At 70.0% G+C, this 25,702-nt stretch carries 25 protein-coding genes; 7 read left to right on the top strand and 18 right to left on the bottom strand.

Annotated features, from left to right (window positions below; all coding sequences use genetic code 11):
- Positions 1 to 4: 4 nt before the first annotated feature.
- A complete protein-coding gene (locus ENSA5_RS10310) occupies positions 5 to 880 on the bottom strand; it encodes a 3-hydroxyacyl-CoA dehydrogenase family protein (RefSeq protein ID WP_106391468.1) in 876 nt (291 codons plus the stop codon).
- A gap of 183 nt (positions 881 to 1,063) precedes the next feature.
- On the opposite strand from ENSA5_RS10310, the gene ENSA5_RS10305 reads away from it, so the two are divergent.
- On the top strand, positions 1,064 to 1,798 hold the full coding sequence (locus ENSA5_RS10305) for a hypothetical protein (RefSeq protein ID WP_146155541.1): 735 nt from the start codon (positions 1,064 to 1,066) through the stop codon (positions 1,796 to 1,798).
- A gap of 25 nt (positions 1,799 to 1,823) precedes the next feature.
- On the opposite strand, the gene ENSA5_RS10300 is transcribed toward ENSA5_RS10305, so the two are convergent.
- Entirely contained in the window at positions 1,824 to 2,216 is a 393-nt protein-coding gene (locus ENSA5_RS10300) for a carboxypeptidase-like regulatory domain-containing protein (protein ID WP_146155540.1), read from the bottom strand.
- Positions 2,217 to 2,308: 92 nt separating this feature from the next.
- Between ENSA5_RS10300 and ENSA5_RS10295 the strand changes: the two genes are divergently transcribed.
- On the top strand, positions 2,309 to 3,049 hold the full coding sequence (locus ENSA5_RS10295; protein WP_106391465.1) for a hypothetical protein: 741 nt from the start codon (positions 2,309 to 2,311) through the stop codon (positions 3,047 to 3,049).
- Between the two features lie 186 nt (positions 3,050 to 3,235).
- Positions 3,236 to 4,195 carry an alpha/beta fold hydrolase gene (locus ENSA5_RS10290; protein ID WP_181197602.1) on the top strand — a complete coding sequence of 320 codons (960 nt, stop codon included), beginning with the start codon at positions 3,236 to 3,238 and terminating at the stop codon, positions 4,193 to 4,195.
- Between the two features lie 180 nt (positions 4,196 to 4,375).
- Here the strand turns inward: ENSA5_RS10290 and ENSA5_RS10285 are convergent, their stop codons facing one another.
- The 7 genes from ENSA5_RS10285 to rpsU form a co-directional block, all read right to left on the bottom strand.
- A complete protein-coding gene (locus ENSA5_RS10285; protein WP_106391463.1) occupies positions 4,376 to 5,689 on the bottom strand; it encodes a hypothetical protein in 1,314 nt (437 codons plus the stop codon).
- A gap of 128 nt (positions 5,690 to 5,817) precedes the next feature.
- On the bottom strand, positions 5,818 to 6,882 hold the full coding sequence (locus ENSA5_RS10280) for a vitamin K epoxide reductase family protein (protein WP_258182813.1): 1,065 nt from the start codon (positions 6,880 to 6,882) through the stop codon (positions 5,818 to 5,820).
- Positions 6,875 to 8,188 carry a hypothetical protein gene (locus ENSA5_RS10275; RefSeq protein ID WP_106391461.1) on the bottom strand — a complete coding sequence of 438 codons (1,314 nt, stop codon included), beginning with the start codon at positions 8,186 to 8,188 and terminating at the stop codon, positions 6,875 to 6,877. The genes ENSA5_RS10280 and ENSA5_RS10275 overlap by 8 nt, the downstream gene beginning before the upstream one ends.
- Before the next feature lie 245 nt (positions 8,189 to 8,433).
- Positions 8,434 to 9,750 carry a hypothetical protein gene (locus ENSA5_RS10270; RefSeq protein WP_106391460.1) on the bottom strand — a complete coding sequence of 439 codons (1,317 nt, stop codon included), beginning with the start codon at positions 9,748 to 9,750 and terminating at the stop codon, positions 8,434 to 8,436.
- Between the two features lie 260 nt (positions 9,751 to 10,010).
- Positions 10,011 to 11,009, bottom strand: a complete 999-nt coding sequence (locus ENSA5_RS10265) for an endonuclease/exonuclease/phosphatase family protein (RefSeq protein ID WP_106391459.1) — start codon at positions 11,007 to 11,009, stop codon at positions 10,011 to 10,013.
- A 2-nt stretch (positions 11,010 to 11,011) separates the two neighbouring features.
- The gene (locus tag ENSA5_RS10260; RefSeq protein ID WP_106391458.1) at positions 11,012 to 11,635 is read right to left on the bottom strand and encodes a hypothetical protein; all 624 of its coding nucleotides are present in this window, start codon (positions 11,633 to 11,635) and stop codon (positions 11,012 to 11,014) included.
- Between the two features lie 86 nt (positions 11,636 to 11,721).
- Positions 11,722 to 12,003 (bottom strand): 30S ribosomal protein S21, encoded by a 282-nt coding sequence (gene rpsU / locus ENSA5_RS10255; protein ID WP_106391457.1) that lies wholly within the window; start codon positions 12,001 to 12,003, stop codon positions 11,722 to 11,724.
- A 167-nt stretch (positions 12,004 to 12,170) separates the two neighbouring features.
- On the opposite strand from rpsU, the gene folE reads away from it, so the two are divergent.
- Complete coding sequence (folE, locus tag ENSA5_RS10250; protein ID WP_106391456.1) at positions 12,171 to 12,719, top strand: GTP cyclohydrolase I; 549 nt, start codon at positions 12,171 to 12,173, stop codon at positions 12,717 to 12,719.
- A 138-nt stretch (positions 12,720 to 12,857) separates the two neighbouring features.
- The gene (locus ENSA5_RS10245) at positions 12,858 to 13,613 is read left to right on the top strand and encodes an LON peptidase substrate-binding domain-containing protein (protein ID WP_181197600.1); all 756 of its coding nucleotides are present in this window, start codon (positions 12,858 to 12,860) and stop codon (positions 13,611 to 13,613) included.
- 27 nt (positions 13,614 to 13,640) lie between these two features.
- On the opposite strand, the gene ENSA5_RS10240 is transcribed toward ENSA5_RS10245, so the two are convergent.
- Positions 13,641 to 14,723: an Mrp/NBP35 family ATP-binding protein gene (locus tag ENSA5_RS10240; protein ID WP_106391454.1), complete on the bottom strand. Its 1,083-nt coding sequence runs from the start codon at positions 14,721 to 14,723 to the stop codon at positions 13,641 to 13,643.
- A 157-nt stretch (positions 14,724 to 14,880) separates the two neighbouring features.
- Between ENSA5_RS10240 and def the strand changes: the two genes are divergently transcribed.
- Positions 14,881 to 15,420: a peptide deformylase gene (def, locus tag ENSA5_RS10235; protein WP_106391453.1), complete on the top strand. Its 540-nt coding sequence runs from the start codon at positions 14,881 to 14,883 to the stop codon at positions 15,418 to 15,420.
- A gap of 174 nt (positions 15,421 to 15,594) precedes the next feature.
- On the opposite strand, the gene ENSA5_RS10230 is transcribed toward def, so the two are convergent.
- The 3 genes from ENSA5_RS10230 to ENSA5_RS37395 are packed head-to-tail and all read right to left on the bottom strand — an operon-like array spanning position 15,595 to position 17,385.
- Positions 15,595 to 16,314, bottom strand: coding sequence for a hypothetical protein (locus tag ENSA5_RS10230; protein WP_106391452.1), 720 nt, complete (start codon positions 16,312 to 16,314; stop codon positions 15,595 to 15,597).
- Positions 16,314 to 16,907 (bottom strand): hypothetical protein, encoded by a 594-nt coding sequence (locus tag ENSA5_RS10225; protein WP_106391451.1) that lies wholly within the window; start codon positions 16,905 to 16,907, stop codon positions 16,314 to 16,316. The genes ENSA5_RS10230 and ENSA5_RS10225 overlap by 1 nt, the downstream gene beginning before the upstream one ends.
- A gap of 7 nt (positions 16,908 to 16,914) precedes the next feature.
- Positions 16,915 to 17,385: a hypothetical protein gene (locus ENSA5_RS37395; RefSeq protein WP_181197599.1), complete on the bottom strand. Its 471-nt coding sequence runs from the start codon at positions 17,383 to 17,385 to the stop codon at positions 16,915 to 16,917.
- Positions 17,386 to 17,701: 316 nt separating this feature from the next.
- Between ENSA5_RS37395 and ENSA5_RS10215 the strand changes: the two genes are divergently transcribed.
- A complete protein-coding gene (locus ENSA5_RS10215; RefSeq protein WP_146155536.1) occupies positions 17,702 to 19,126 on the top strand; it encodes a penicillin-insensitive murein endopeptidase in 1,425 nt (474 codons plus the stop codon).
- A gap of 19 nt (positions 19,127 to 19,145) precedes the next feature.
- Here the strand turns inward: ENSA5_RS10215 and ENSA5_RS10210 are convergent, their stop codons facing one another.
- Genes ENSA5_RS10210 through ENSA5_RS10190 form a run of 5 tightly spaced genes read right to left on the bottom strand, consistent with a single transcriptional unit; the run spans position 19,146 to position 25,576 of the window.
- Positions 19,146 to 19,364: a hypothetical protein gene (locus ENSA5_RS10210; RefSeq protein ID WP_106391448.1), complete on the bottom strand. Its 219-nt coding sequence runs from the start codon at positions 19,362 to 19,364 to the stop codon at positions 19,146 to 19,148.
- Positions 19,365 to 19,400: 36 nt separating this feature from the next.
- On the bottom strand, positions 19,401 to 20,471 hold the full coding sequence (locus tag ENSA5_RS10205; RefSeq protein WP_106391447.1) for an FAD binding domain-containing protein: 1,071 nt from the start codon (positions 20,469 to 20,471) through the stop codon (positions 19,401 to 19,403).
- Entirely contained in the window at positions 20,471 to 22,825 is a 2,355-nt protein-coding gene (locus tag ENSA5_RS10200; protein WP_106391446.1) for a xanthine dehydrogenase family protein molybdopterin-binding subunit, read from the bottom strand. Before ENSA5_RS10200 ends, ENSA5_RS10205 begins: the two co-directional genes overlap by 1 nt.
- Positions 22,825 to 23,496 carry a (2Fe-2S)-binding protein gene (locus ENSA5_RS10195; protein ID WP_106391445.1) on the bottom strand — a complete coding sequence of 224 codons (672 nt, stop codon included), beginning with the start codon at positions 23,494 to 23,496 and terminating at the stop codon, positions 22,825 to 22,827. The genes ENSA5_RS10200 and ENSA5_RS10195 overlap by 1 nt, the downstream gene beginning before the upstream one ends.
- A gap of 40 nt (positions 23,497 to 23,536) precedes the next feature.
- Complete coding sequence (locus ENSA5_RS10190; protein ID WP_106391444.1) at positions 23,537 to 25,576, bottom strand: hypothetical protein; 2,040 nt, start codon at positions 25,574 to 25,576, stop codon at positions 23,537 to 23,539.
- Between the last annotated feature and the right edge of the window lie 126 nt (positions 25,577 to 25,702).

Here is a 25,702-nt window from a genome sequence, read left to right as displayed (position 1 = left end):
TCGCTCAGTCCCAGTCGTAAAACCCGCGCCCGGACTTCTTGCCGAGCTTGCCCTCGGCGACCATGTCGCGGAGCAGCTGCGGGGGCCGGAAGTGCTCGCCGCCGTCGAGCTTGTCGGCGAGGTACTCGGCGATGCTCAGGCGCACGTCGAGGCCGACCAGATCGGTGAGCTCGAGCGGGCCCATCGGGAAGCCGTAGCCGAGGGTCATGGCCTTGTCGATGTCCTCGGCCGAGGCCACGCCCTGCTCGACCATGCGGATCGCCTCGAGGCCGATGACCAGGCCGAGGCGGCTGGTCGCGAAGCCGGGGGCGTCCTTGACGACGATCGGCTGCTTGCCGATGCGGTCCGCGAACGCGCGCATTTTTGCGGTGACCTCGGCGCTGGTCTCGCCGCCGATCACGATCTCGAGCAGCTTCATGATGTGGACCGGGTTGAAAAAGTGCAGCCCGATCACGCGGCTGGGGTTTGGGATCGGCTCGGCGATGTCGGTGATCGACAGTGAGCTGGTGTTGGTCCCGAGCACGGCCTGCTCGCCGACGACGGCGGCGACGCGAGAGAAGATGTCGCGCTTGATCTCGAGTTTTTCGGGCGCAGCCTCGATCACGAGGTCGGCCTCGCGGACCGCGTCCTCGAGCGAGGTCGTGCCCGAGAGCCGGGCGAGGGTCTCGCGGCGCTGATCTTCGCTGACCTTGGCGCGCGCGACCCCCTTGTCGAGGTTGGCTGCGATGCGGGTGAGCCCGGCGTCGATCTGATCCTGACCGACGTCCGTGAGCCGGGTCGTGCAGCCCGCCATCGCGCAAATTTGAGCGATGCCGTGGCCCATGGTCCCGGCACCGATGACCGCGACGATCGAGATGCTGTCGGCGTTTGTATCGGACATGGACGCGATCTACCGCATGTGGCCTGCGATGACAGCGCCCGATCCAACGAAGTGGGGCGTTTTGCCCGACGTGGAACCGTGTGTTTTCCTCTGGTTCGCGAAGCTCAAGCACTATACGAATTGAGTCAGCGCTTCGCGGTCGAACACATTTTCGAGCGCAAGGGCGGCGCTCACGAGCACCCCATGGACGGACGGAAGGTCGTTGTCACGCTGGTCTGCGCGACCGCCGATGAGGACACCCTCGAGGACGTCCTCGATGGCCTGCACGCGCTCGGACACGAGGCGGGGCTGGTCGCGGGCGTCGACGAGCGTCCGCGCCGGGTCGGCGACGCGATCGAGCGCTGTGGTGACCTCGGGCTGATCGTCGTGTGCACGAGCGCGCGGCTCGACGGCCCGGCCCTGCGCAAGGTCGAGGGGCTGTTCAGCGCCCGGCGCGGGCCGAACCACGCGATGGTCCGCGTCGACGTCGGGCTCCCAACAAATGAGGCCGTCGCGGCGATCCAGCGCGCGGTCGAGGGCTTCGTCAGCAACCAGGGGCGGATCGTCCGGCGCCACGCTGGCGAGGGCCCGAAGCTGCGCGAGGTCGTCCACGGTGACGTCTCGAGCCTCGCGCTCCCGGTCGTGCGGCTCGAGGCCGGCGAGGAGCTCGACGGTGACACGCGACGGATCCAGCTGCCCGACAACCCCAAATCAGCCGAGCTCTCGCGCCGCCGTCGGGCCGTCCGCGAGCGCGAGCGGCAACGCGAGCGCATCACCAGGTCCCACCGCCCGCTGTCTGTCGAGGAGTCAGAGGCCGGCCACGTCGGCTCGCGCAAGCCGATGATCCGCGACGAGGACAAGCTCGACCGTACGATGGTGCTGATGATCGTCGGCGCGGGCGTGCTCGCGGTCCTCGCCGCGCTGACCTGGTTTTCTTGACGCCCCTTCAGGCTCGTCAGGGCCGTCAGAGGGCGAGGCGGACGGGGAGCATGGTCGTGCCTTCGCGGCCGAGCTCGACGCCCATGACCTCGACGGAGCTCGCGTCCTTGTAGATGGCGATCCGATAGCTGCCCGGGGGCGGCTCGCCGACGACGAACACGCCCTGCTCATCGGTGAGGGCGAGGATGCGGACGGGCTCGCTCTCGTCGGGCTCGAGCTCGCGCTCGAGGAACACCGCGGCCTCGGCGATCGGCGCCGCGGTCCCGGCTTCGGTCACGTGGCCGAGCACGCATGAGCCGGCCCCGGCGCAGCGCGGCGACAGCAGCGAGATGGTGTCGTGCAGGGGCTCGCGCTGGATCTCGCCAGCCACGCACCCGAAGGTGGCGACCACCGCCAGGACTGCCGCCGAGCTCCTCATGACCGCCATCATTGCGGGATGTTGGCTCCGACGCCAGCGGCGGCGGCCGCGTTGCAGCGGGGCCGAGGGGGGCGTAGGCTGGTCCCAAGCTCATGATCGGAATTCGACGCGCCCTCGCCCTGCTGATCTTGTCCTTCTTCGTCATCCAATTTGCGATGACGGCGTGGCTCGGGCCCGACGAGCTCCTCCCGGTCAATTTGGGGCTCGCGCTGTGCTACGGGCTGGCCTTCTTTGGCCTGGCCGCCGAGTGGTTCTGGGCGCGGTGGTTCGCCATGGGCGTCGGCAATTTTGGCAGCTTGATGCTGCTGGTGTTGTTCAAGATCGGCCCCGAGCCGATCTTCGTGTTCTTCGGCGTGACCCACCTGCTCGTGGTCCTGTGCCTGACCGGCGAGGGCATGGCCGCGAAGTACGAGTACTCGGAGAAGACCAGCGAGCGGTGGAACTTCCAGGAGGACTCGATGGCGCTGATGCGGCGGGCCGTGAAGTCGGCCGGCAGCACCTTGCCGCTGCTGATCCTCTACGCCCTCGCGCCGCGCGGTGAGTGGCTGCAGCTGGGCCTGCTCGCTGTGGGTGTCGTCGGCTTCGTCGGCCTCGTTCGCGGCAAGACCTGGGGCCCGCTGATGCTCGGCGCCACCGGCGTCGTCTGCCTCCTCGATGGCCTCGGTGTGTTCGGGCCGCCCACGATTGGCTACCTCATCCTCGGGCCCGAGACGCTGCCTGCGCTCTACGGCAAGGTCGGTGTGTTCGCCGGCGCCACGATGCTCGTGATGGTGCCCTTCATCGCCCCGATGATTCGTTACCTCCGCGCGCCGCAGCTGCCTGCTCGCACCTGATCCCGAGTCCAGGCCCTCGGCCTGTTGCGGATTCGCTACACCAGACCCGTGCTCGCGCATGGGTCTGCGCAGTTTTGGAGATTGTGCGAGAGCAATTGCGCAGCGATCCACCGCACATCTTTGGAGATCGAGCTCGATCTAGTTTTTATGGGCATGTTGAGCACGCGCGCCAACAGCCTCCGCCGAATGCTTCAGCCCGACCTGTTGCGTCGTAGGCCTGTGCGCCCGCGTGGTCTGCTGGTCCTCAGCGCGACCGTGATGCTGGAGTTGGTCGCCGCCTGCAACGTCGTTCGTATCGGTGAGCGCCAGCTGGTCCGCAAGCTCGAGCGACGCGGCGTGCGATCCGAGAGCGTGCGCCTCGGCGACGCGAACGTGCACTACTTCGACGGCGGCGAGGGCCCCGCGGTCGTGCTCCTGCATGGCTTCGGCGCCTCGGCCGTGTGGCAGTGGCACGAGCAGATCGGGCCGCTGCTCGCCAACCATCGCGTGATCGTTCCGGATCTGCTGTGGTTCGGCGACTCGTGGTCCAAGCGCCGCGACTTCGGCATCGACTACCAGCTCGAGGTCGTCGTCGAGCTGCTCGATCACCTCGGGATCGACAACGCCAGCTTCGTGGGCATCTCCTACGGCGGCATCGTCGCCCACGAGCTCGCGGCGATGCACCCCGAGCGCGTCGCCAAGCTCGCGATCCTCGACAGCCCCGGGCGCTCCTACACCGCCGAGGATCTCGCCGCGATGCTCCAGCGCTTCGCCGTCAGCCACGTCGGGGATCTGCTCGTGCCGAGCAAGCCCGAGGACGTGCAGACCCTGCTCGAGCTCGGCTACTACAAGCCACCCAAGACGCCGCGCTGGATCCACACCCAGGTGCTCGACGCGATGTATGGGCGCTTCCGCGAGGAGAAGACCCAGCTGCTCGAGGGGATGATCGAGCAGCTCGGCGCGCTCGATCAGCGTCCCGGCGAGGTCACGCACGAGACGCTGCTGATCTGGGGCGAGCACGACTCGGTGTTTCCGCTCGAGATCGGTCGCCGCTTCGAGGCCGCGATGCGCGGGCGAGCCCGGCTGCGGGTCGTCGAGCGAGCCGGCCACGCGCCAAACCTCGAGCACGGACCGCTCGTGGCCCGCTGGCTCGTCGAGTTCCTCTAGCAGGCCGGGGTGCAATGCCTCGCGCCGCCTCGCTTGGCCTTTTCGCCGAGGGCTTTGTCGCCAAAACTTGCAGTACGCCCGGTACAGCGGCGTTTTGGCTTCGGGCCCTCGGCGAACATTCCGGCGCGAGGCGACACGATGCATTGCACCCCGGGCTGCTAGGAGGGGGCTCGAGCGCTCTTAGCCACCAGTGAAGATAGTCGCGAAGCTGAGCTGCATGTTGATTGTGGCGCCGGCTTCGGTGCTGACCGAGGTGAGGGTGTCGGCGGCCTCCTGGAAGGCCGGGATCACGCAGGGGAGGCGGCCGACTGGGATGTCGAAGTCGCCCTCGACGCCGGCGCTGATCAGGCCCTCGATCTCGCCGGTGATGGCGACGACGGGGGAGGGGTCGAAGACGACCTCGCCGTTGACCTCACCGGTCACGAGGGCCTGGAGGCGGGCCATGCCCTGTAGGATGGCGGCGCCGCGGACCTTGAGCGCGTCGAGGCGGGCGATGAAGGCGGCCTGGTCGTCGGCCGAGATGCCGGCCTTGAACGCGATGTCGATGTCGATGCTGGGCGGGGTGCACTCGACGCTGGCCGAGGCCTGCGCGGAGGCCTGGGCCTCGCACTCGGCGGAGGCTTCGCAGTCGGCCGAGGCGCTGGGCGGGGTGAAGTTGCCCTCGCAGGAGCCGGAGCACTCGGCGTCGCAGCTGCCGGCGCACTCGGCCTCGGCGGTGCACTGGGCGCTGCCCTGGTCGACCTTGCAGGTGCCGTGGCAGGTGCCCGTGCACGAGGCCTCGGCCTCGATCTCGCAGGTGCCCGTGCACATGCCCTCGCAGCGACCGTGGCACTGGCCGTTTGCGTCGGTGGAGGAGCAGCCGCCGTCGCACTCACCGTGGCAGGTGCCCTCGCAGCTCGCGGCGCCCTCGATCTTGCAGCTGCCCTCGCACATGCCTTCGCAGTTGACGGTCGGGGTGGTGATGGCGCAGCTGAGCTCGCCGGAGCAGCTGCCGGAGCAGCTGCCGGAGCAGCTGCCTTCGCAGGCGACGGAGGCCATGCCGGGGTCGACCATGACGTCGCACTCGGCCTGGACCTCGCAGGAGGCCTGGGCCTCGATCGCGACGTCGACGCTGGCCTTGCACTCGGCCGGCTTGATGGCGATGTTGAGGCCGCCTTCGAGGTTGTCCTCGATGTCGAGCTGGATCTCGGCGACGAGCTCGTTGACGAAGTCGGCGTTGACCGTGGTCGCGGTCATGCCGTAGGCGTCGGCGAGGGCGAGGATGTTGGCGTCGAAGTCACCCCTGATCTGGGCGTTGGCGTTGCCGAGGGTGGAGACGGCGTTGAAGAAGCCGTCGAGTCGAGCGTTGCCGGCGATCGTGAGCGAGCCGGTCTCGAGGCTCCCGCACGGGCCGCAGAGGTCTTCGGCTGCGCCAGTGAAGGGGTCGGCATCGGTGCAGCCCGTGAGTGGGACAATGAGGAGGGCGGTTACTGCGAGTGTGTTGAAGAGCTTCATCGTGGGGGATCTCCCGCTGTCAAACATGCGGCGACCGCGAGAATCCCACGCGACCTCGAACCGTGCAATGGGTCGAGGCCGTCGTCGATAGTCACAATGCTCAATGGAGCAGTAGGTAATTCGTGGTGCTACAGCGATTCGAGGATCGTGGCGTGGACCTCGGTGATGGGCAGCTGCTCGCCGTCGACGATGTAGCCGGGGACCGAGCGGATCTTGGCCTTGCGGGCCGCGCTCGCGTAGGTGTCGGCTTCGGCGTAGGTCTCGGGCTTGTCCATGCACTCGACGAGCGCGGCATGGTCAAAGCCGACATCGACCGCGGCTTGCTCGAGATCCGTCTTCTCGTGGCCGGCAGCGTGGCGAAACAGCCAGTCATCCATCTGCCAGAAAAGATCCTGCTTCGCGGCGCAGATCGCCGCGCGGGCGTACTGACACTGTGAACCCAGCTTGCAGCGCATGCGCGGCTGGTGGTGGCGGACCAGGCGGATCTCGTTGGGGTGCTCTGCGACCAACATCCGCATCTTGCTCGCCGCGACGGCGCAGTGGGGGCAGCCGTAATCCACGTACTCGACGACGGTGACCTTGGGGTCTTCGGCGCCGATCCACTCGCGGCCTTCTTCGTCGACCCCGTGGGCGTAGCGGACCCCGCTCTTCCACGACACGAGCGACCAATAGGGGGGCACGACCAGGCCCGCCACAATGACGATGAGGGCAGGCAGCGCGAGCTCGAGGGCCGCTGTCTTGGCCGTGGTCGGGCGGGTGACGTGGCGCTGACGCCAGGCCACGAGCAGGAGCATGATGGCGATGAGGTGAACCCCCTCGCACATGACACAGACCGAGCCGATGTGGAGGAGCTCCTCGAGCAGGAGCGCGACCGAGGCGAGCGCGGACACGGCTGCGAGGGGCAAGAGCAGGCGAGAGCGACGCAAGGCCGCGATCAGCATGGCCACGAACCCCGCCGCGCCCCAGATCGGCAAGGGCACGCCGAGGACCACGCTGAAGCGTGACAGCGCGACCGTGTCACAGTCGAAGCTGCCGCCGACCGCACAAAAGCTCGCGGTCGTCGGATCGAGGTAGGCCCGAAGGTGGACCAGCTCGAGAACGACCGAGAGCAATATACCAGCGGCCGCCAACAACGCTGGCGGCCACTTGCTGGGAGCCGAGGTGGCTCCCGAGGACGGGGAGAGCTCAGCCACCAGTGAAGATGGAAGCGAAGCTGAGCTGCATGCTGATCGTGCCACCGGCTTCGGTGCCGACCGAGGTGAGGGTGTCGGCGGCCTCCTGGAAGGCCGGGATCACGCAGGGCAGGCGACCGACCGGGATGTCGAAGTCACCCTCGACGCCGGCGCTGATCAGGCCCTCGATCTCGCCGGTGATGGCGACGACGGGGGAGGGGTCGAAGACGACCTCGCCGTTGACCTCACCGGTCACGAGGGCCTGGAGGCGGGCCATGCCCTGAAGGATGGCGGCGCCGCGGACCTTGAGCTCGTCGAGGCGGGCGATGAAGGCGGCCTGGCCGGCTGCATCGACGCCGGCCTTGAACGAGATGTCGATGTCGATGCTGGGCGGGGTGCACTCGACGCTGGCCGAGGCCTGCGCGGAGGCCTGGGCCTCGCACTCGGCGGAGGCTTCGCAGTCGGCCGAGGCGCTGGGCGGGGTGAAGTTGCCCTCGCAGGAGCCGGAGCACTCGGCGTCGCAGGAGCCGGCGCACTCGGCCTCGGCGGTGCACTGGGCGCTGCCCTGGTCGACCTTGCAGGTGCCGTGGCAGGTGCCCGTGCACGAGGCCTCGGCCTCGATCTCGCAGGTGCCCGTGCACATGCCCTCGCAGCGACCGTGGCACTGGCCGTCTGCGTCGGTGGCGGAGCAGCCGGCGTCGCACTCACCGTGGCAGGTGCCCTCGCAGCTCGCGGCGCCCTCGATCTCGCAGCTGCCCTCGCACATGCCTTCGCAGTTGACGGTCGGGGTGGTGATGGCGCAGCTGAGCTCGCCGGAGCAGCTGCCGGAGCAGCTGCCGGAGCAGCTGCCTTCGCAGGCGACGGAGGCCATGCCGGGGTCGACCATGACGTCGCACTCGGCCTGGACCTCGCAGGAGGCCTGGGCCTCGATCGCGACGTCGACGCTGGCCTTGCACTCGGCCGGCTTGATGGCGATGTTGAGGCCGCCTTCGAGGTTGGCGTCGATGTCGGCCTTGATGGTCGCAACGAGCTCGTTGACGAAGTCGGCGTTGACCGTGGTCGCGGTCATGCCGTAGGCGTCGGCGAGGGCGAGGATGTTGGCGTCGAAGTCACCCTTGATCTGGGCGTTGGCGTTGCCGAGGGTGGAGACGGCGGTGAAGAAGCCGTCGAGTCGAGCGTTGCCGGCGATCGTGAGCGAGCCGGTCTCGAGGCTCCCGCACGGACCGCAGAGGTCTTCGGCAGCGCCGGTAAAGGGGTCGTCACCGTCGCAACCCGCGAGCGGGAGGGTGAGGAGGGCGGTCGCTGCCAATGTTTTGAAAAACTTCATCTTTGGGAATCTCCTGTCGCCCGAAGGCCATCACGGTTGTGGAGGGGGTCTGGGCGAGGCGGCCGCGATGGTCCCACGAGCCCCGGGGCTCCGCAAGCCAAAGCGGCGGCGGAAGCTTTCTTTGCTGCAGTCAAACATGCGTGCGTGCGCTCTCGTGCGGAGATCGGATGCAGGATCTGCATGGGTCAAAGAGGCCGCCGCAGGCGACCCTGCGTCGGGATCGCCTGTCGTGCTTCGCGCTCCGCTCAGTTGATCCCGACGGCGGTGAAGACCTCGACGCTCGCGTTGACCTCGGCCGAGAGGCTGGCCGAGGCGGACCCCGCGAGCTCGGCTGCGGCGTCGAGTTGGGGGAGGGCGCAGTTGGTCAGCTTGAAGGTGCCGACGACGTCGGCCGAGCTGACGATGTTGCCCGCGCTCTCGAGCGCGGTCACGCCGTCGTTGCCGAGGTCCTCGAGCGACTCGATGAGGATGGCGGCCTTGGTCTGGGCCGCGAGCATGACCGCGGTGTGGGTCTTGAACCCCTTGATCCACGACTTGAATTCGGCCTGGAGCATGGGGTCGTTTTGGTAGGCCTCCGACCACTGCCAGGTGAGTCCGATGGAAGGTGGCTTGCACTCGACGCTGGCGTTGGCCTTGGCGTCGACGGTTGCCTGACATTCGGCGCTGACCGAAGGCTGGGTGATCTCGCCCTCGCAGCGGCCATCGCACTGCACGGTCGCGCCGGCCATGGCCTCGCACTTGGCCGACGCGTCGGCCTCGCAGTTGCCCGAGGGTGGGGTGTAGGTGCACGAGCCCGTGCACGCGCCCTTGCAGTTGCCCTCGGCCGCGGCCGCGAGCTCGCAGGTGCCCTCGCACGAGGCGTCACACTTGCCGGCGCAGTTGCCCTGGGCATCGACGACCGAGCAGTTGCCCGTGCAGGTCCCGCGACAGGTCCCGTCGCAGCTGGCCCCGGCCCCGAGCTCGAGCTCGCACCTGCCCTCGCAGGTGCCCATGGTGCAGTCGAAGCCTGGCGCCTGGCCCGTGCAGATCAGGGTCGCGGTCCCGGCGCAGGAGGCCTCCACGCCACCTCCGGCCTCGCAGGCGCCCCTGCACTCGACGTTCGCCGTGCCCGGCTCGAGCTCGGCGTCGCACGCGGCCGCGGCTGCGACCGCGACCTCGACGGAGGCCTCGCACTTGGGCGGCGCGACGTTGATCGTGAGGCCAGCGTCGACGTCGATCGCGAGCTCCAACTTGGCGTTGATGCCCGCGACGATCTCCGAGCTGCTCGCGCCGGGCTCGAGCCCGACCGATCGCGCGATCGCGTCGAGCTCGGCGCGGAGCGAGGCGCTGACGCTGTTGGCCGCCGCGCTGAGGTCGAGCACCGCGCCGAAGAAGGCGTCGACCTGAGCGATGCCCGAGATCGACGCGTTGCCTTCGGCGATGCCCTTGGTCGGGCAGGAGATGTCGCAGCCTGGGAGCCCCGCGCTGTCGACCGGATCACACCCTTGCAGCGCCGACAAGCTGGCACCCGCGAGCAGACCAAAGCCGGCGAGGGCGAAGATACGATTGGAATTCAGTTGCATGATAAGAGGGCCCTTGTTGAGGGGTGGGCGAGCCCACGCGGCCGACGACCCGCCCTGGAGGGCGCCACGGGGCATCGTCCCATGAGGCCGTGGGGGATGCAATACGGCGAGTTTGCTCGGGGGCGGGGTTCATCGCCAGTTTCATCGCCAGCTCCATCGCCAGCTCGGAAGGGCTCGGGGTCGCCTCATTGTGGGGCGAGCCGCGGCCTTGGACGGGCCCGATAGCGACGACTTCATTGGTGTGATCAGTTGGCTCTCGTTCAGTCGTCGTCGGTCCGGCGTAGATCGACCACGACCGGGCAGTGATCGCTGACGGACTCGTAGTCATGCAGAGGGTAGGCCTCGGTCGAGCGGAAGTCGCCGCAGCGCTCGGACGCGCAGTGGGTCCCGCTGTGAACCTGGGCGTCGACGTCGAGGGACTCGTCGAGCTCGCGGACCCAGACCAGGTCGATCTCCGAGGGCTCCTTCCACGCGTCGCGGCGGCGGCCGTCGTAGTAGGCGGTGCACCCGGTCGCGTTGGTCAGGCGTCGGAGCCCAGCTGGGGCCAGGGCCTCGCTGAGCTCGAGCTGCTCGATCGCCGGGCCCCGGCGCCCGCCGCCGGGCGGCCCGGTGGTGTTGAAGTCGCCGACGACGATCAGATCTCCGTCGCGGGTCTGGGTGTCTGCGGCGATGTCGACGAGCTTCGGCCACTGCTTGCGGCGGACCTCGACGCTGTCGGGCATCGCCTTGAGGTGGACGATGACGAGCCAAAAGTCAGGTCCCCCGTCGCGCGCGCGCAGGTAGGCCGAGAGGGCCGGGCGCACGCGGCCGCCGATGCTGAGCTCGGGGTGCTCGGCGCTGTCGAGCAGCTCGACCCGCTCGGGTCGCCAGGCGACGCCGAGCAGCTGGTGGCCGCGGCCGCCCTTGGCCGAGAGGCGCAGCTCCCAGCCCGGGAGGAGGGCGGCGAGGGCCTCGGGATCTTTGATCTCCTGGACCGCGATCACGTCGGGGTCGAGGGCTTCGATGACCTCGCGCATGCGCGTGAGGTCGTGGCCGCTGGCGTGGCCGCGGAAGTTGGCCAGGTTCCAGCTCACGACCCGCACGGCGTCGCCGCGGCGCGGAGGCCCGGCGCCGGCGAGGCCCGTCAGCGCGCGCATGTTGGAGCCGATCCACGCCCACACCAGCCCGGCGATCAGCGTGGCGAGGACCGCAGCGATGCGCCTGCGCTTGGCGCGTTTGCGCTTGCTGAGCCGACGCTTGCGTTTGCGCTTGGCGGCCACGGTCACTCGCTATCGTCGGCCTCGGGCTCGAACTCGTAGCAGCGCAGGTCGAGGCAGATCTCGAGGGGGGGGCTCTCGACGGTGGCCGGGCCGCCGCCGTGGGGATCGGCGTCGCGGAGCACGACCGTGAAGGTCCCGCCGAGGGTCCGCGCCGCGTCGACGGTGGTGACCGGGGTGCTCGCGATCGTCAGCGATCGGCCGCCGCCGCTGAGGGGGGTGCCGCGCTCGGGCCCGAGCAGCAGCGGTCGCGGGTCGCCCGTGGTCCACGGGGTCTCGACCCACAGCTCCGCCGCGTTGACGGCCTCGCTCGCGATCTCGAGCTCGAGCTCGAGGCGGACCGCCCACCGCCGCCGGGTCGCGCGCGCCCGGAGCAGCTCGAGCTGCGCGCCCGCGTCGAACTCGTAGATCCCGTCGGGGTCGAGGCCGCCGTGGCTGAACACGGGCATCGCGATCGTGTACACGGGGTGAAAGTCGTCGCTGCTGGGGTCGGCGTCGGGGCCGGAGCCGACGCCGAAGACCAGGCGCACGCTGCCGAGCGCGGGTGGATCGACCCGCCGGATCCCGTCGCCTACGGGCGGGACCGAGCCCTCGGGGAGGCGCTGAACCACGAGCCGATGGGCGTGCATGGCGGCCAGCGTATCCGACCGGCTCATTAAACTCGAAGAGCCGCGAGTCCAGGGGACTCACGGCTCTCTCGCAGGTTGAAAGGAGCTCAGCGCTCGCCGCGGGGCGGGCCCTTACGCTGGCGACGCTTGCGGCGACGCTCGGCCTCACGCAGCTTGCGCTTGGACTTGACGCTGGGCTTCTCGTGGTGGCGGCGGCGCTTGATCTCGCGCAGCACGCCCTCGCTGGCCATCAGCCGGCGGAGCTTGCGAATCGCCCGCTCGACGCCGCGCTCGTCAACGCGTACCTCCAGCGGACGTCCGAGCACCGGCAAGTGCTGCTCGGAGGTGTCGATCGTGGGAGTGGGGGTCGGCGCGTCGGCGGTGGACATGAGGGTCCGGAGGTATAGGCGTGTGCTCGCGAGCCGTCAACCCCGGGGCTGGAAACCGTCCCGGCGCCCAGGCCGGGCGGTCGGGGGACACGAGCAGGCTCGTGTGCGGCCGCACGCAGTCTGTTCGTGCCTGGGCTCGTCTCCGGACTGTCGCGTAGACTGGGCCGGTGGCCGACCCGCTCGCCGACGCCGTTCGAGAGTTGCTGCGGGCTTGTGGTCTCGACCCCGAGCACAGCGATCTCGTCGGCACCCCCGATCGAGTGGCCCGACTATGGGCCACCCAAGTCCTGTCCGGCTACGACGCCGACCCCGCGGAGATCCTCAGCGATCTGATCGACGACGAGGGCGACACCGAGTTCGTGGTCGTGCGGGACATCCCCTGTCACGGGATGTGCCCGCACCACCTGATGCCCTGGGTCGGGGCGGCGACCGTCGCCTATCTGCCTGGGGCCGCGCTCGTCGGCTTCGGTCGGCTCAACGACCTCGTCCACTGCTTCACGCGTCGACTCACCTTGCAAGAGCGGGTCTGCAACGACATCGCGGACGCGCTGATGGAGCACCTCGGCGCGCGCGGAGCCGCGTGCGTAATCACCGGTCAGCACAACTGCCTCAACGTGCCCGACGACAAGCACGGCACGCGCGTCGTCACGGCCTCGTACCGCGGCGAGCTCAAGACGCGCATCGACCTCCAGACCCAGCTGACCGCGCCGCTTTAGTGTGCGCCGCGCATGGTCGCGGGCGCGTGACCGACGTGGGGGCAGAGGGCGAACTGGACGCCGGGAACGGGGACTTGCCGTCGATTCCACTCGCCAACACCAGCTGATGCGTCTAGGCTCGTCGAGCCGATGTTGGACATGGATCGACTGCCAGCGCCCGAGATCCTCGCCGCGTTGCCGATCTTCCCGCTGCCCAACGTCGTGTTCCTGCCCGGGATGGTGCTGCCGCTCAACGTGTTCGAGCCGCGCTACCTCGACCTGGTCAACCATGCCCTCGAAGGGGGCATGCACGTGGGCGTGCCGTTGCTGCGCCCCGATCCGAGCCTCCTCGATCCCGCAGATCTGGCGCTGCCGCTCCACGATCCCGGCGACGAGCGGCCCGCGATCGAGGCCGTGTTTGGGATCGGCCAGCTGATCGCCCACCAGCGCCGGCCCGACGGTCGGCGCTTCATCCGGCTCGAGGGTCTGGGCCGGGTCCGGGTGGTCGAGGAGCAGCCCCAGCACGAGCGCAGCTTTCGCCTCGTGAAGGTCGAGGCTCTGCCGGAGCACGACCCCGTCGACGGCCACGCGCTCGAGGTCCTCAAGGCCCAGGTCGAGCGCATGGCCGAGACCTTCGACGAGGACGACCGCCAGATGATCCGCACGATCCTCGAGCTCGACGACGCGCGGATGATCATCTACGCGATCGCCTCCTTGGTGCCCAGCGTCGAGGTCATGCGCGCCGCACGTCGCGGCCGTCAGCCCGGCGGCTCGATGCCCCACCTGCGTCTGCAGCAGCGCTGCCTCGCGGCCCGAGACGCCGACTGTCGCGTGGAGCTGCTCACCGAGCGTGCCCAGTCGCTGATCGACGTGCTCGGCGAGTCCGGCTCGTTCCCCGTCTCATCCTTGAATTAGCAAAGACCGCAGACGGCCGCGGGGGTCTCAAACCGTCCTTAGGAGCGAGCTTCGCTTGGGGCCGGTCGCGTGGAGCTTGGCGGCCGCGAGCGCGATGTTGGCTGCGGTGTCGAGGAAGATCTTGGCGTGCTCGCCGTCGGGGACGGCGTTGACGACCGGGTTGCCGGTCTCTCCGCCTGCGCTGACGCTGTTGTCGATCGGGAGCTGGCCGAGGAGCTCGATGCTCAGCTCCTGCGCGAGGCGCTTGCCGCCGCCGCTCGAGAAGATGTGATCGACGTGGCCGCAGGACGGGCAGCGATAGTGGCTCATGTTCTCGATCAGCCCGAGCAGCGGGACCTCGAGCTTGGCGAACATGTCGACGGCCTTGCGGACGTCGAGCAGCGCGACCTCTTGCGGCGTCGTGACGATCACGCCGCCGGTGATCGGCAGCAGCTGCCCGAGCGAGAGCTGCGCGTCGCCGGTTCCCGGGGGCAGATCGATGATCAGATAGTCGAGCTCACCCCAGTCGACGTCCTCGAGGAACTGTTGAAGGAGCTTGTGGATCATCGGCCCCCGCCAGATGACCGCGCGCCCGGTCTCGACGAAGAAGTCCACGCTCATGACCGGCAGGCCGCGGTGGAGGGCCGGGATGATGCGCTCGCCGCTGACGCTCTTGTCGCAGGGCCGCGAGGGCGGGCCCATCATCTTGGGCACGCTCGGGCCGTAGATGTCGGCGTCGAGCAGCCCGACCGAGGCGCCGAGCCGCGACAGCGCCATCGCGATGTTGACCGCGGCCGTGCTCTTGCCGACGCCGCCCTTGCCGGCGCCGACGGCGATCACGTTCTTGACCGTCGGGAGGCGATCGAGGTCTTGGCGCGGCGGCTTGCGCGGGACGGCGAGCTTCCACTCGATCTGGATCGGCTTGGCGAAGGGCTCGAGGGCCTCGCGGATCCGGGTCTCGAGCGTGCCCTTGAGCGGGTAGCCGGGGGAGATCAGCGCGACCTCGACGCGGATCGAGTCGCCGACGCGGATCTCTCCGACTTGGCGGCCGGCGACGATGCTCCGCCCGATCGCGGGGTCTTCGACGGTGCTCAGCGCTTGGCGAATGGTCTCGGGCGTGGCGTCGCTCATGGACAGTGGCCTCGTAACACCTCCCCCGCGCTCGGGCCAGTGTCGAGGGGGCGCGAGCGCGGATCTGCGGCTCGGTGGGCGCGCGGGGCACCGTCTGGTCACTCGCGCGGCTTCGGGCTACCCTCTGTCGGCGCCGGAGCTCCGGCGAGTCAAGCCAATGGCCGCGCTCGAAGTCGTCAAGTACCCCGATCCCCGCCTCCGCGAGGACACCTTCGCGGTCGAGGAGATCACCGACGAGATCCGTGAGCTCGTGCGTGATCTGATCGACACGATGTTCTCGCTCAACGCCGCAGGCATCGCCGCCATCCAGGTCGGCCGCCTCGAGCGGATCTTCATCATCGACGGCAAGGTCGCAACGGGCGACGACGCCGCCGATCCCCTGGTGTTCATCAACCCCGAGGTCGTCGAGACCGGCAAGGGCCTGGTCATCGCCGAAGAGGGCTGCCTGTCCTTCCCCGACGTGTTCGTCGACGTCAAGCGCCCGCGCTGGGCCAAGGTTCGCGCGCAGAACGTGGCCGGCGAGACCTTCGAGGTCGAGGGCGAGGAGCTGTTCGGCCGCGCGCTCCAGCACGAGCACGACCACCTCACGGGTCGGCTGATGATCGACCTCGTCGGCATGGTCAAAAAGGAGATGATCAAGCGCAAGATGAAGCGCTGGCACTCCCAGGCCGAGCGCGAGACCGCCGCGGCTCAGTGAGCGGGCTGCCGCCGGGGCCCCGCTCGACGCTGCTGACCACGCTGCGCGTGGCGAGGCGACCGCTCGAGGCTCGGACCGAGCTGCGCGAGCGCTACGGCGATCCTCTCTATCCGCCCACGATCACGGTCGAGGTCGAGGGCCGCGGCGTCACGCTCGGGCCCAAAGGCGGCGGGCTCAGGGCGCCGCCGGGCACTGAAGCGGCTCGCTCGAGATGCCGTTGTTGTAGACCTGGTAGCCGGGCAGGCGCTCGCGCAGGAGCTGGGTCAGATCGTTGGTGATCAGGTTGCGGGCGGCGGCGTCCTGGCGGACCATCACGATCGCGTAGCCGTCTTGGGTCTCGCGCAGGGCGGGGCGGAGGCCGTCTGCGCCGCTGTCGAACCAGTCCTCGCGGGCTTGCTCCGGGCTCGGGACGTCGCCGCAGCTGCGCCACTCGCCCTGGGGCGGATCGGCGCGAAAGCAGCAATGGTTGTGGGTCTTGCCCGTGTCGAGGTTGGGCTCGCCGGCGATCTCGACCTCGAACACGGCGACGTTGTCGAGCAGGCGCTGCTGGACCTCGGCGAGCTCGGCGTGGGCGCGGGCGTCGGGGTTGGCGGCGGGACACAGGGGATCGCCGGGCGCCCGGGGCCCGCACGCGCGCTGGTAGGCGGCGACCTTGGTCTCGAGCTCCGAGGCCTGCTGCCCGCGCTGGGCGGCGATCTCGAGCTCGGCCGCGAGCGCCGCCGCCCGGGCCGACTCGGCCGCGGCGACGGCCTCGGCCTCGACCAGCCTGGCCGAGAGCTCGTCGAGCTCCTGGACCGAGCTGTCGAGTTCGCCCTCCTGGATCGTCGCGAACACGAAGAGCACGACCATGAACACGTCGAGCAAGGGCAGCATGTCGAGGTTGCGCCGGGCCATCAGTCGGGGACCCGCGGCTCGGAGGTCTCGGTCTCGAGGCCCTCGGGCGCGTCCTCGAGGCCCTCGAGCAGGGCCACGCGGACGTGGAGGCGGGCGCGCTCGACGAGGCTCTCGCAGGCGCCCGCGATGCCCGACAGCGCGAGCGCGCCGATCAGGCCCCAGAAGGTCGTGCCGAGCGCGGTCGGGAGGCGCTCGCGGAAGCCTTCGAGATCGGTGGGGTCGGAGCTGACGAGCGCGAACACGGTGCCGAGGATGCCGAGGTGGACGGCGAATTGGGCGAAGCGCTCGATCCAGGCGATGCGCTCGCCGAGGCGGACGAGCGCGCGGGCGGCCGGCTCGCTGGCGTCGCCGCTCATCAGCCGGGTGATCTCCTCGAAGCTCAGATCGACGACCGGCGCGGCCTCGAGCCGCTTGCGGATCGGGTGCTGCTCGCTGAGCTCCCCCGCGACCCGGCGCAGGACCTTGAGCGCGCCCGCGAGCTGATCGAAGGCCTGCTGGCCCTGCCGAAACCACAGCGCGGCCCCGACGATCATCGCGACGACCGCCGCGAGGACGAGCACGCCGAGGGGATCGAAGAGCGAGTGGGCGATCATCCGGCGCCTACTCGCGGGTGACCGCGACCTCGAGGCCGCGGTTTTTGACGCAGTCGAGCAGCGCGACGACCTTGTCGTGGGGGCCCTCGGTCGTGTCGATCTTGACCTCGTTGACGCCCTCGAACAGCTCGTCTTGCTCGCACAGCGCCGCGCAGTCTTGCGGGGCCGCGTCGCCGATGATGCAGCCGCGGGCGTCGACCACGATCTCGAGCGGCCCGGGCTTCTCGAGCTTCTCGGGCTTGGGCTCGGGCTCGGGCTCGGGCTCGGGTTTGGGCTCGGGTTCGGGCTCGGCCGGCTCGGCCTTCTCGCTCGCTTCGGGCTCGCCGTCGGCGCTGCCCGAGGAGCCGATACCGAAGCCAGGGATGCAGTCCGAGAGCCACATGGCGACGAGGGTGATGATGGCCAGCAAGGCCGCGAGCACGGTCGTCCGGCCGCCGCTGCCCTTGCCCTTGTCCTTGCCCTTGTCTCGTTTGGCCATGGTCCGCGACGATCGCCCGAAGCCCGGGGCAGATCAACCGTAGCGAGGGCGCCGGAGACCGCGGCGCGGTGACGAGTTTGGTGGTCGGCTTGGCTGCGCGGGTGAGCTGACTCCGCGCTGGCACCCGAGTTCGGGCGCGGCTGGCGACAGAGGCCTGGAGCAACGGTCTCGAGCAGGGACGCGAAACCCGGCCAAAACGCCGAATTTTGCGCTCGACGCACGGCGACCCGCGACTATTCAATTGGCCCGGAAAGCCAGCCCACGGCCCGGGAGGGCGCTCTTGCGATCGCCGGTTGCTCATGAGAAGCAAGCTCTCGTGCGTGTCCGATTGGGACTGATCGCCGGCTTCCTCGTCGGCTTGGCTGCGCCTCTCGTCGCCCCGAGCTTCGTGAGCGCCGGGGGTTGCCCCGACGGCGGCGAGATGATCGAGCACGAGGTCGCCCCGGGCCAGACCCTCAGCGGCATCGCCGTCAAGCACGGCGTCAGCCAGCGCTCGATCGAGCGCGCCAACCCCAGGCTCGACCCCAACAAGATCCGCTCGGGCCAGAAGCTCAAGGTCTGTCTGCCCGGAAAGAGCTCGAACTCGAAGAAGAAGAAGAGTTCGAGCAGCAGCGGCAAGAGCTGCGGCGGCGGCAAGATCATCACCGAGCATGAGGTCCGCAGCGGCGACACTCTCAGCGGCATCGCGGCCAAGTACGGCGTCAGCGTCGACACCGTGGTCGCGCGCAACGCCAAGCTCAAGAAGAACCCGAACTCGCTGCGGGTCGGCCAGGAGCTGCTGATCTGCCTCGAGACCAAGAAGGCCAAGAACAGCAAGACCTGCGGCTACCGGACGCCGCTGCACACCCACGTGGTCGTGCCCGGCGAGAACCTCGGCGAGATCGCCGGGCGCTACGGGGTTCGGCGCCGCGACATGATCCGGCTCAACAGCAAGCTCAAGTCCAACGCCAACTTGCTCAGCGTCGGCCAGCGCCTGCGCGTGTGTCCGGAGATCGCGCCCCGCGATCGCAGCAAGATCGAGTACACGGTCAAGTCCGGCGACACCCTCGGCGGCATCGCCAGCAAGTACGGGCTCACGACCCACGAGCTGCTCGGCTACCAGCGCGGCAAGCTCAAGAACGCCAACGACCTCAAGGTCGGCCAGACCCTGGTCGTCTACAAAGACGGCTCGGTCCTGCCCGGCTTCGGCGGCTACGACGACGACACGGGCGTGCTCTCGAGCGGCGTCCAGATGCCCTCGGGCAAGTACTACGTGGTCAAGCACCCGAACCTGGCCTACGGAACCGGCGACAGCATCCGCCTGATCCAGACCGCGATCTCGGCCTATCGCAGGGTCTGGCGCAGCTCGCCCAAGATCCACATCGGCGACATCTCCAAGAAGGGCGGCGGAAAATTTCCGCCCCACCGCAGCCACCAGCACGGACGCGACGTCGACATCGGCTACGTGCTCAAGGGCGACAAGGCCGACGAGGTCCGGTTCGTCAAGGCCAACGCCAGCAACCTCGACGTCAACCGGACCTGGGACCTCATCGACGCGTTCTTGGACACGAACGAGGTCAAGTACATCTTCATGGATTACTCGATCCAAAAGCTGCTCTACGAGCACGCCAAGAAGAAGGGCGTCTCGCGCGACACCCTCGACGAGCTGTTTCAGTATCCGCGCGGCAAAAAGCGCGGGCACGGGATCATTCGCCACTCGAGCGGGCACGTGAACCACTTCCACGTCCGCTTCCGCAAGTAGCGGGCGGCTGCTTGGCCGGCTACTTGGGCTCGAAGCAGCGGCGCCCCGGCTGGCACACTTCGGGCGCGCACAGCCCACGGTCGGGCCCGGTCACGAAGCAGGTCCTGAGGCACTGGTAGCTGCTCGAGCGGCTGGTGTGAAAGGCGTCGTGGGTGTCGGAGCCGTAGGCGTGCAGGGCCTTGGTCCGCAGGTGCTTGCAGACCGGGCGGGACTTGTCGACACGGATGAACTCGGGCATGGCGGGCTCGCTTTGCTCTGATCGGACGGTGGAGGCTCACTCGGGGAGGGCGAGGCCCGAGGCGCGGTGGAGGACCTCGCGCAGGAGGCCCTTGGTCATCGGGACCTTGTAGGCGTTGCCGTCGAGGGGCGCGGCGTCGGCGAGCGCGGCGTCGGCCGCCTGCGCGAAGAGATCGGCGTTGGGGGCCTTGCCCTCGAGCAGCGCCGCGGCTGCGCTCGCGTTCCAGGGGATCGGCGCGACGTGGCCGAGGGCGATCCGAAGGTCGCGCATGCTGCCGTCGGCGGCGATGCGCATGCGGACCGCGGCTTCGGCCAGCGGCCAGTCGTGGGACTGCTTCTCGCGCACGGCCTGGTAGGCGCTGCGCATGCCGTCGAGGACCGGAACCCACACGGAGGTGAGCACGTCGCCGGGCTCGAGCGCGTGCTCGCGGGTCGGGTCGTCGGCGGGGCTGACGAAGAGCTCGGACAGGAGCCGGAGGCTGTTGGGCTCGGTCGTGGCGCCGCCCTCGGGTGGATCGGAGGGGGTCCCCGCGAACACCGAGACGACGGCGTCGAGGGCCAAAAGCGGCGTGGCCAGGCTCGACGGGTGGACGATGAAGCTCGGGCCCGCGCCGAGGATCGCGTGGTAGCGGTTGTCGCCCATCAGCGCGAGGCAGGTGTCGCCGCCCTTCTTGAGGCACACGAGCTCGCGCTGGCGGAAGTACCAGCAGCGCGGGCGCTGGAGCAGGTTGCCGCCGACCGTCGCGGTGTTGCGGATGCCCGGGGTCGCGGCCTGGCTCGCGGCCTCGGTCAGGGCCTCGGCGCCGGGCAGCTCGGCGGCCGCGAGCTGGGCGAGGGGAGTGAGCGCGCCGATCTGAGCGAAGCGCGGGGCCGAGGGGAAGCGCTCGGGGTTCTCGGCCGGGAGCAGCGGCTGGCCGGCGCCGAGCTCGACCTGAGGGGCCATGGCGTCGCGGAGCTCGACGAGCAGCTCGGGCTCGTCGAGGCCCTCTTTCATGCGGTCGAGCAGGTCGATGCCGCCGGCTCGCAGCGCGCGGGCCTCGGGCTTGTCACGGACGATCGCGCGGGCGCGCTCGAGTCGCTTGGTTCGGATCAGGGCGAAGGGCTGCATCAGGTGTCTCCTTCGGTGCTCGTCTGTCGCCCGCGTTCGAGCGCGTCGAGGATCTTGGCCGGGGTGATCGGCAGGCTGCGGACGTGGACGCCGAGCGCGTCGCCGACCGCGTTGGCGATCGCGGCCGCGGTCGGGATCGTCGCGGGCTCGCCGATCCCGTAGGCCCCGGTGTTGTTGTTGCCGCTGAGCACCTCGGTCAGGACGATCGAGATCTCGGGCAGGTCCTTGGCCCCGCAGGGCTTGTACTGGTCGAGGTTGGGGTTGAGGACCACGCCGAGGCTGGGATCCATGACCCGCTCCTCCATCAGCGCGTAGCCGACCCCGAGGGCGATCCCGCCGTTTATCTGCGAGCGGACCGTCATCTCGTTCATCACGCGGCCGCAGTCGTGGACCGCGAGGAGCTCGGTGCAGCGGACCTCGCCGGTCCAGGTGTCGATCTCGACCTCGGCGAACTGGGCCCCGGCGATCTCGGGGGTCGGGAAGCCGGGGAAGGACTTGGGGTAGTGGCCGTAGGTCCGCGCCCGGGTGCCGACGGCGACGATCGCCTCGCCCTCGATGCGCTCGCACAGCTCGGCCCAGGTCAGGGACCGGCGACCGAGGCTCACGCCCTCGTTGGTCCAGCGCAGCTTGCTCGGCGAGCTGGCCTCGAGCGCCTCGGCGGCGATCTGGGCGAGCTCGGCCTTGGCCGCCTCGGCGGCGTTGCGGACCGCCGGGGTGATCGAGGCCGTGGTCTTGCTGCCGCCGCTGCCGACCCCGGGCCCGAGCTCGCTGTCGCCGATCTCGACCCGGATCTGATCGACGGGGCGCGCGAGGACCTCGGCCGCGACCTGGGCCATGATCGTCCCGATCCCGCCGCCGATGTCCTGGACGCCGTTCTTGACGACGACGCCGCCCTTGCGATCGATCTCGACGCTGACCCGGGCCTCGGTCCCGCTGAAGTCGCCCCAGATCGAGACCGCGCAGCCCACCCCCCGGCGCACGCGAGTGCCGCGGGCGCGCATGTCGGCGGCGGCCTGGCGGCGTGCGTCCCAGTTGAAGCGCTCGCGCCCGAGCTCGAGCTGCCAGCGGCGCACGGGGTGGCCGTCGTGGGCCAGGCGCAGGTCGATCGGGTCGAGCTCGAGCTGGCGGGCGAGCTCGTCGAGGGCCGACTCCATGGCGAAGGCGCCCTGGGGGTGGCCGGGGGCCCGGAACGCGACCGCGGGCCCGGCGTGGGTGAACACGTCGGCGCTCTCGACGAGGACGTCGGGGACCTTGGTGTAGACGGCCGAGGCGTTGCGACCGACGCCGGCCCCGGTCCCGACGCCGGCCGAGCCGTGGGCCTGGACGTGGATCGCGGTGATCTTGGCCTGGGCTCCGGGCGTGGCCGTCGCGCCGAGCTTGACGGTCTGGATCGAGTCGGGCCGGTTGCCCGTGCACAGGTGCTCTTCGTGGCGCGTGAGCATCAGCTTGACGGGCTTGTTGGTCGCGCGGGCGAGCTCACCCGCGATCTTGGCGATCGCGGTGCCCGAGGCGTTGGCCCCGAATTTCGAGCCGAAGCCGCCGCCGAGGAAGTGGGTGATGACGCGGACCTTGGCCGGCGGGAGCCCGAAGATCGCGGCGAACTCGTCACGCACGCTGAAGATCGACTGGGTCGAGGCCCAGACCGTGGCCGCGTCCTCGCTGTCCCACCTGACCATGACGCCGTGGGTCTCGAGCGAGCTGTGGGTGTGACACTGGGTCTCGTAGGTCGCCTCGAAGGTGAGCGCGGCCTTGTTGAGCGCCCGCTTGGCGTCGCCTCGCTTCTGGCTGCGCCCCGGTCGGATGTTGCCGCTGAGCTCGCCCGTGGCCTTCTCGGCGCCGGGCTCGTCGGCGCCGGTCCGACGCTCCTCGACGGCGGTCTCGTGGACGAGCGGCGCGCCGTCACGCATGGCCGCTCGGGTCCCGACCACGAAGGGCGCGGGCGCGTACTCGACGACGATCGACGCGAGCGCGGCGCGGGCTTGCTCGGGCCGCGCGGCCGCGACCGCGGCGACGTCTTGGCCGGCGAAGATCAGCTTGTCGCCGACGGCCGCGACGGCGATCGCGGCCTCGACCCCAGGCTGGTCGAGCGCAGCTTTGACCTCGACGCGTTTGATCGTCGCGCAGGGGTAGGGCGAGCGCAGGACCGCCGCGTGGAGCATGTCCTCGAGCGCGACGTCGTGGGTGTAGCGGGCCGCGCCGCTGACCTTGAGCTGGCCGTCGATGCGCGGGACCGGCTCGCCGACGACCTCGAGCTGATCGTTCGCGTCCCAGGGTCGGGGCTCGCCGGGCGGGAGCTCGACGGGGACCGTCTCGAGCTTGGGGCCGTAGCCGAGCGAGAGCTTGGTCTTGGCCATCACGCGCCTCCCTTTTTGACCTGCAGCAGCTCGGTCTGGCGTCGGCCGCCCTCACCGTTGGCGACGGCCAGGACGGCGTCGACCACGTGGGGGTAGGTGCCGCAGCGGCACAGGTTGCCCGCGATCGCGTCCTCGACCTGGCCGCGGGTGAGGGGGCCGCCCTCGCGCAGCAGGGCCGTCGAGCTGATCAACATGCCCGAGGTGCAAAAGCCACACTGGAGCGCGTCGTGCTCGATGAACGCGAGCTGGAGCGCGGACAGCTGCTCACCTTCGGCGAGCCCGGCCACGGTCGTGACCTCGGACCCGCCGACGTCGTGGGCGAGCATCATGCAGCTGTTGCGCGGGACGCCGTCGACCAGGACCATGCAGGCCCCGCAGGCGCCGCGATCACACACGACCTTGGTGCCCGTGCGATCGAGGTCGAGGCGCAGGAGCTCGAGCAAGGTCGTGCGCGCCTCGACCTCGGCCTGGACCGGTTGACCGTCGAGCACGAACTCGAGCGGCGCGGGGGTCAGGCCGAGCGCGTCGTCGAGCTCCGGGGCCTCGGAGCGCTCGGGGTTCTCTGACCCGGGGTCTTGCTTGACGCAGCCCGCGACCAGGGTCGCCGCCCCGAGGGTGCGAAACAGGCCGCGGCGCGTGACCCCGCCAGGTTGTTTGGAGTGGTCCGACATGCCGCCGCGAGGGTACCCCACGCGGCGACACCTTCGGGTGTCAGGCCTCGCGGCGCCGAGCTCGGCCGAGGCCGGCGAGCATCAGGAGGCCAAAGGTCAGCGCGCCCGCAGGAGCGCTGTCGTCGGTCACGGAGCAGGCCACGGTGGAGGTTCCGCCGCCGGCGCTAGCGCCCGCGCCCTCGCCCGAGGGTGGCGGCTGCTCGTCGCCAGCGCCGCCCGCTCCGCCGCCGGCCTCGACCGCGCCGTCGCCCTCGTCGGCGGCCGTGGCCGTGGCCGCCGTCGCCTCGCCGTAGAGCGCGTTGGGGCAGCCGAGCGAGTCGACCTTGGCCAGGATCCCCTTGGCCGTCTGGATGTCGGTCGAGTGGCGGGGGTCGGCGGGGTCGGCGTTGGTGACGAAGGTGCGGAAGTTCGCCGCGGCCTGCTCGCACAGCTGGGCCTTCCACGCCGAGTCGCCGATCCGGAAGGCCAGCGCGTGGTTGGTGGGCAGCAGGTAGTAGGCCCGCTCGTACTTGCTGATCGCGGCCTGGAAGTCGAGCTCGAGCTCGCGGCTTTGAGCCTGGGTGTAGAGATCGCGGGCGTGGGTCTCTTTCTCGCCGGGGCCCCAGGTCGGGCACATCCCCATCTCGGCTTCCTCTTGGTAGCGCTTGGTCTCGCGCAGCTGCGAGCGGTGGGCGCGAGGATCGGCGACGGACGCGAAGTGGCTGAAGTAGGTGCTCGCGTCGCCGCACTCGCGCGAGTTCCAGCTCGCGACCGCGACCTCGAAGGCGAGCTTCGCGTCCTCGGGATCGAGCTGATAGGCCATCGCGTAGTTGGCCGCGGCGCCGCCCCAGTCGTCTTCCTTGCCGAGGATCTCGGCCTCGAGGACCAGGGTCGCCGCGCGGGCGGCCTCGTCTTCGGGCGTCCGCGCGGGGCACTCGAAGGTCTTGAGCTCGCCGAGGGTCTTGGTTGACGCGGCGATCTCCGGCGCGAACATGGTCTGGTCGCCGAACTGGGTGAAGCGCTCGAGGTACAGCTGCGCGCGGGTGCAGTCCTTGGCCTTGGCCGCCGCGTCGCCGGTCTTGAAGGCGAGGGTCAGGTCGTCGGGCGCGAGCACGTAGGCCTCTTCGAAGGCGTCGGCGGCCGACAGCCAGTCACCGCGAGCGGCGGCTGCGTTGCCCAGCTGCTGGAGCTTGGCGACGCGGGCCGCGACGGCCTGGGGTGGGAAGGAGGGGGTCGCCGCGCCCTTGGGGGGCAGGGCGACCGCGGTCGGGGCCGCTGGCGTGGTCTCGCCGCCGCCGCTCGCCGGCTCACCACCCCCGCTCTCGCTCGGAGCGGCGGCCGCGACCGCGGTGCCGTCGGCAGCGAGCTCGGCGTCGGCTTCAACCGCTGCCTCGCCGCTGGCGGTCGTCTCCATCGCCTCGTAGGACTCGCCCTTGATCGCGGCCATCAGGTTCGAGGTCGCTTGGGTCGCCTTGTCGGGCAGCGTGGCGAGCACGCTTTGGGCCTTGACCGCCTCGGCCTTGACCGTCTCCGGCAGGGCCTTCGCGGTGTCGATGTCGGCCTGGATCTGCACGCCGCTGTCACCGACGGCGACCGCGAACTCACGGGACAGCTCCTTGGTCGACTCGAGCAGCAGCTTGGGCGAGGACATCGCGAGCTTGCCGACCGCCTTGTTGGCCGTCTTGACCCGGCTGGGGACGCGCTGGAGGCCGACGCCGACTTCTTTGATCTGGGCCAGGGTCGCCTCGAGCTCGGTCTTGACCTCTTCCACCTCGGTGACCGCGCCGACCTCGATCGCGCCGTCGCTGAACGCGACGGTGCACAGGGCGGAGAAGTCGGCCGGGTCGATGTCGAGCTTGGCGCGCAGGGCCGCGACCTCATCGGCGAGCCTGACGGCGTCGTCGATCGGCTCGGCCGCCCACACGACCTGAGCGGTCATCTGGTTGGGGACGTCGGCGAACTGGTCGAAGGCGCGCTCGTACTCTGGGGCCGCGGGGCCCTCGGGCGGCGCGGTGGTTCCGCTCGTGCTCGCGCTGCCGCTCGCCGACAGATCGCAGCCGAACAGCAGGACCACCGAGGCGGTCAGGAGGGTGCGTCGCATCCAATGCGGCGAAGTTCTGATGGCTGAAGGATTGGTAGTCATCGTCTTCTTTTGAGCCGGAAGAGGCTCGCAGAAATCGCTGGGGTCAACAACGGGCGTCGGATGCGCAGTCGGCTAATTCGGTCG

Source organism: Enhygromyxa salina, assembly GCF_002994615.1.
Lineage (GTDB): Bacteria > Myxococcota_A > Polyangia > Nannocystales > Nannocystaceae > Plesiocystis > Plesiocystis salina_A.
This window is presented reverse-complemented; position numbering and strand designations above follow the sequence as displayed.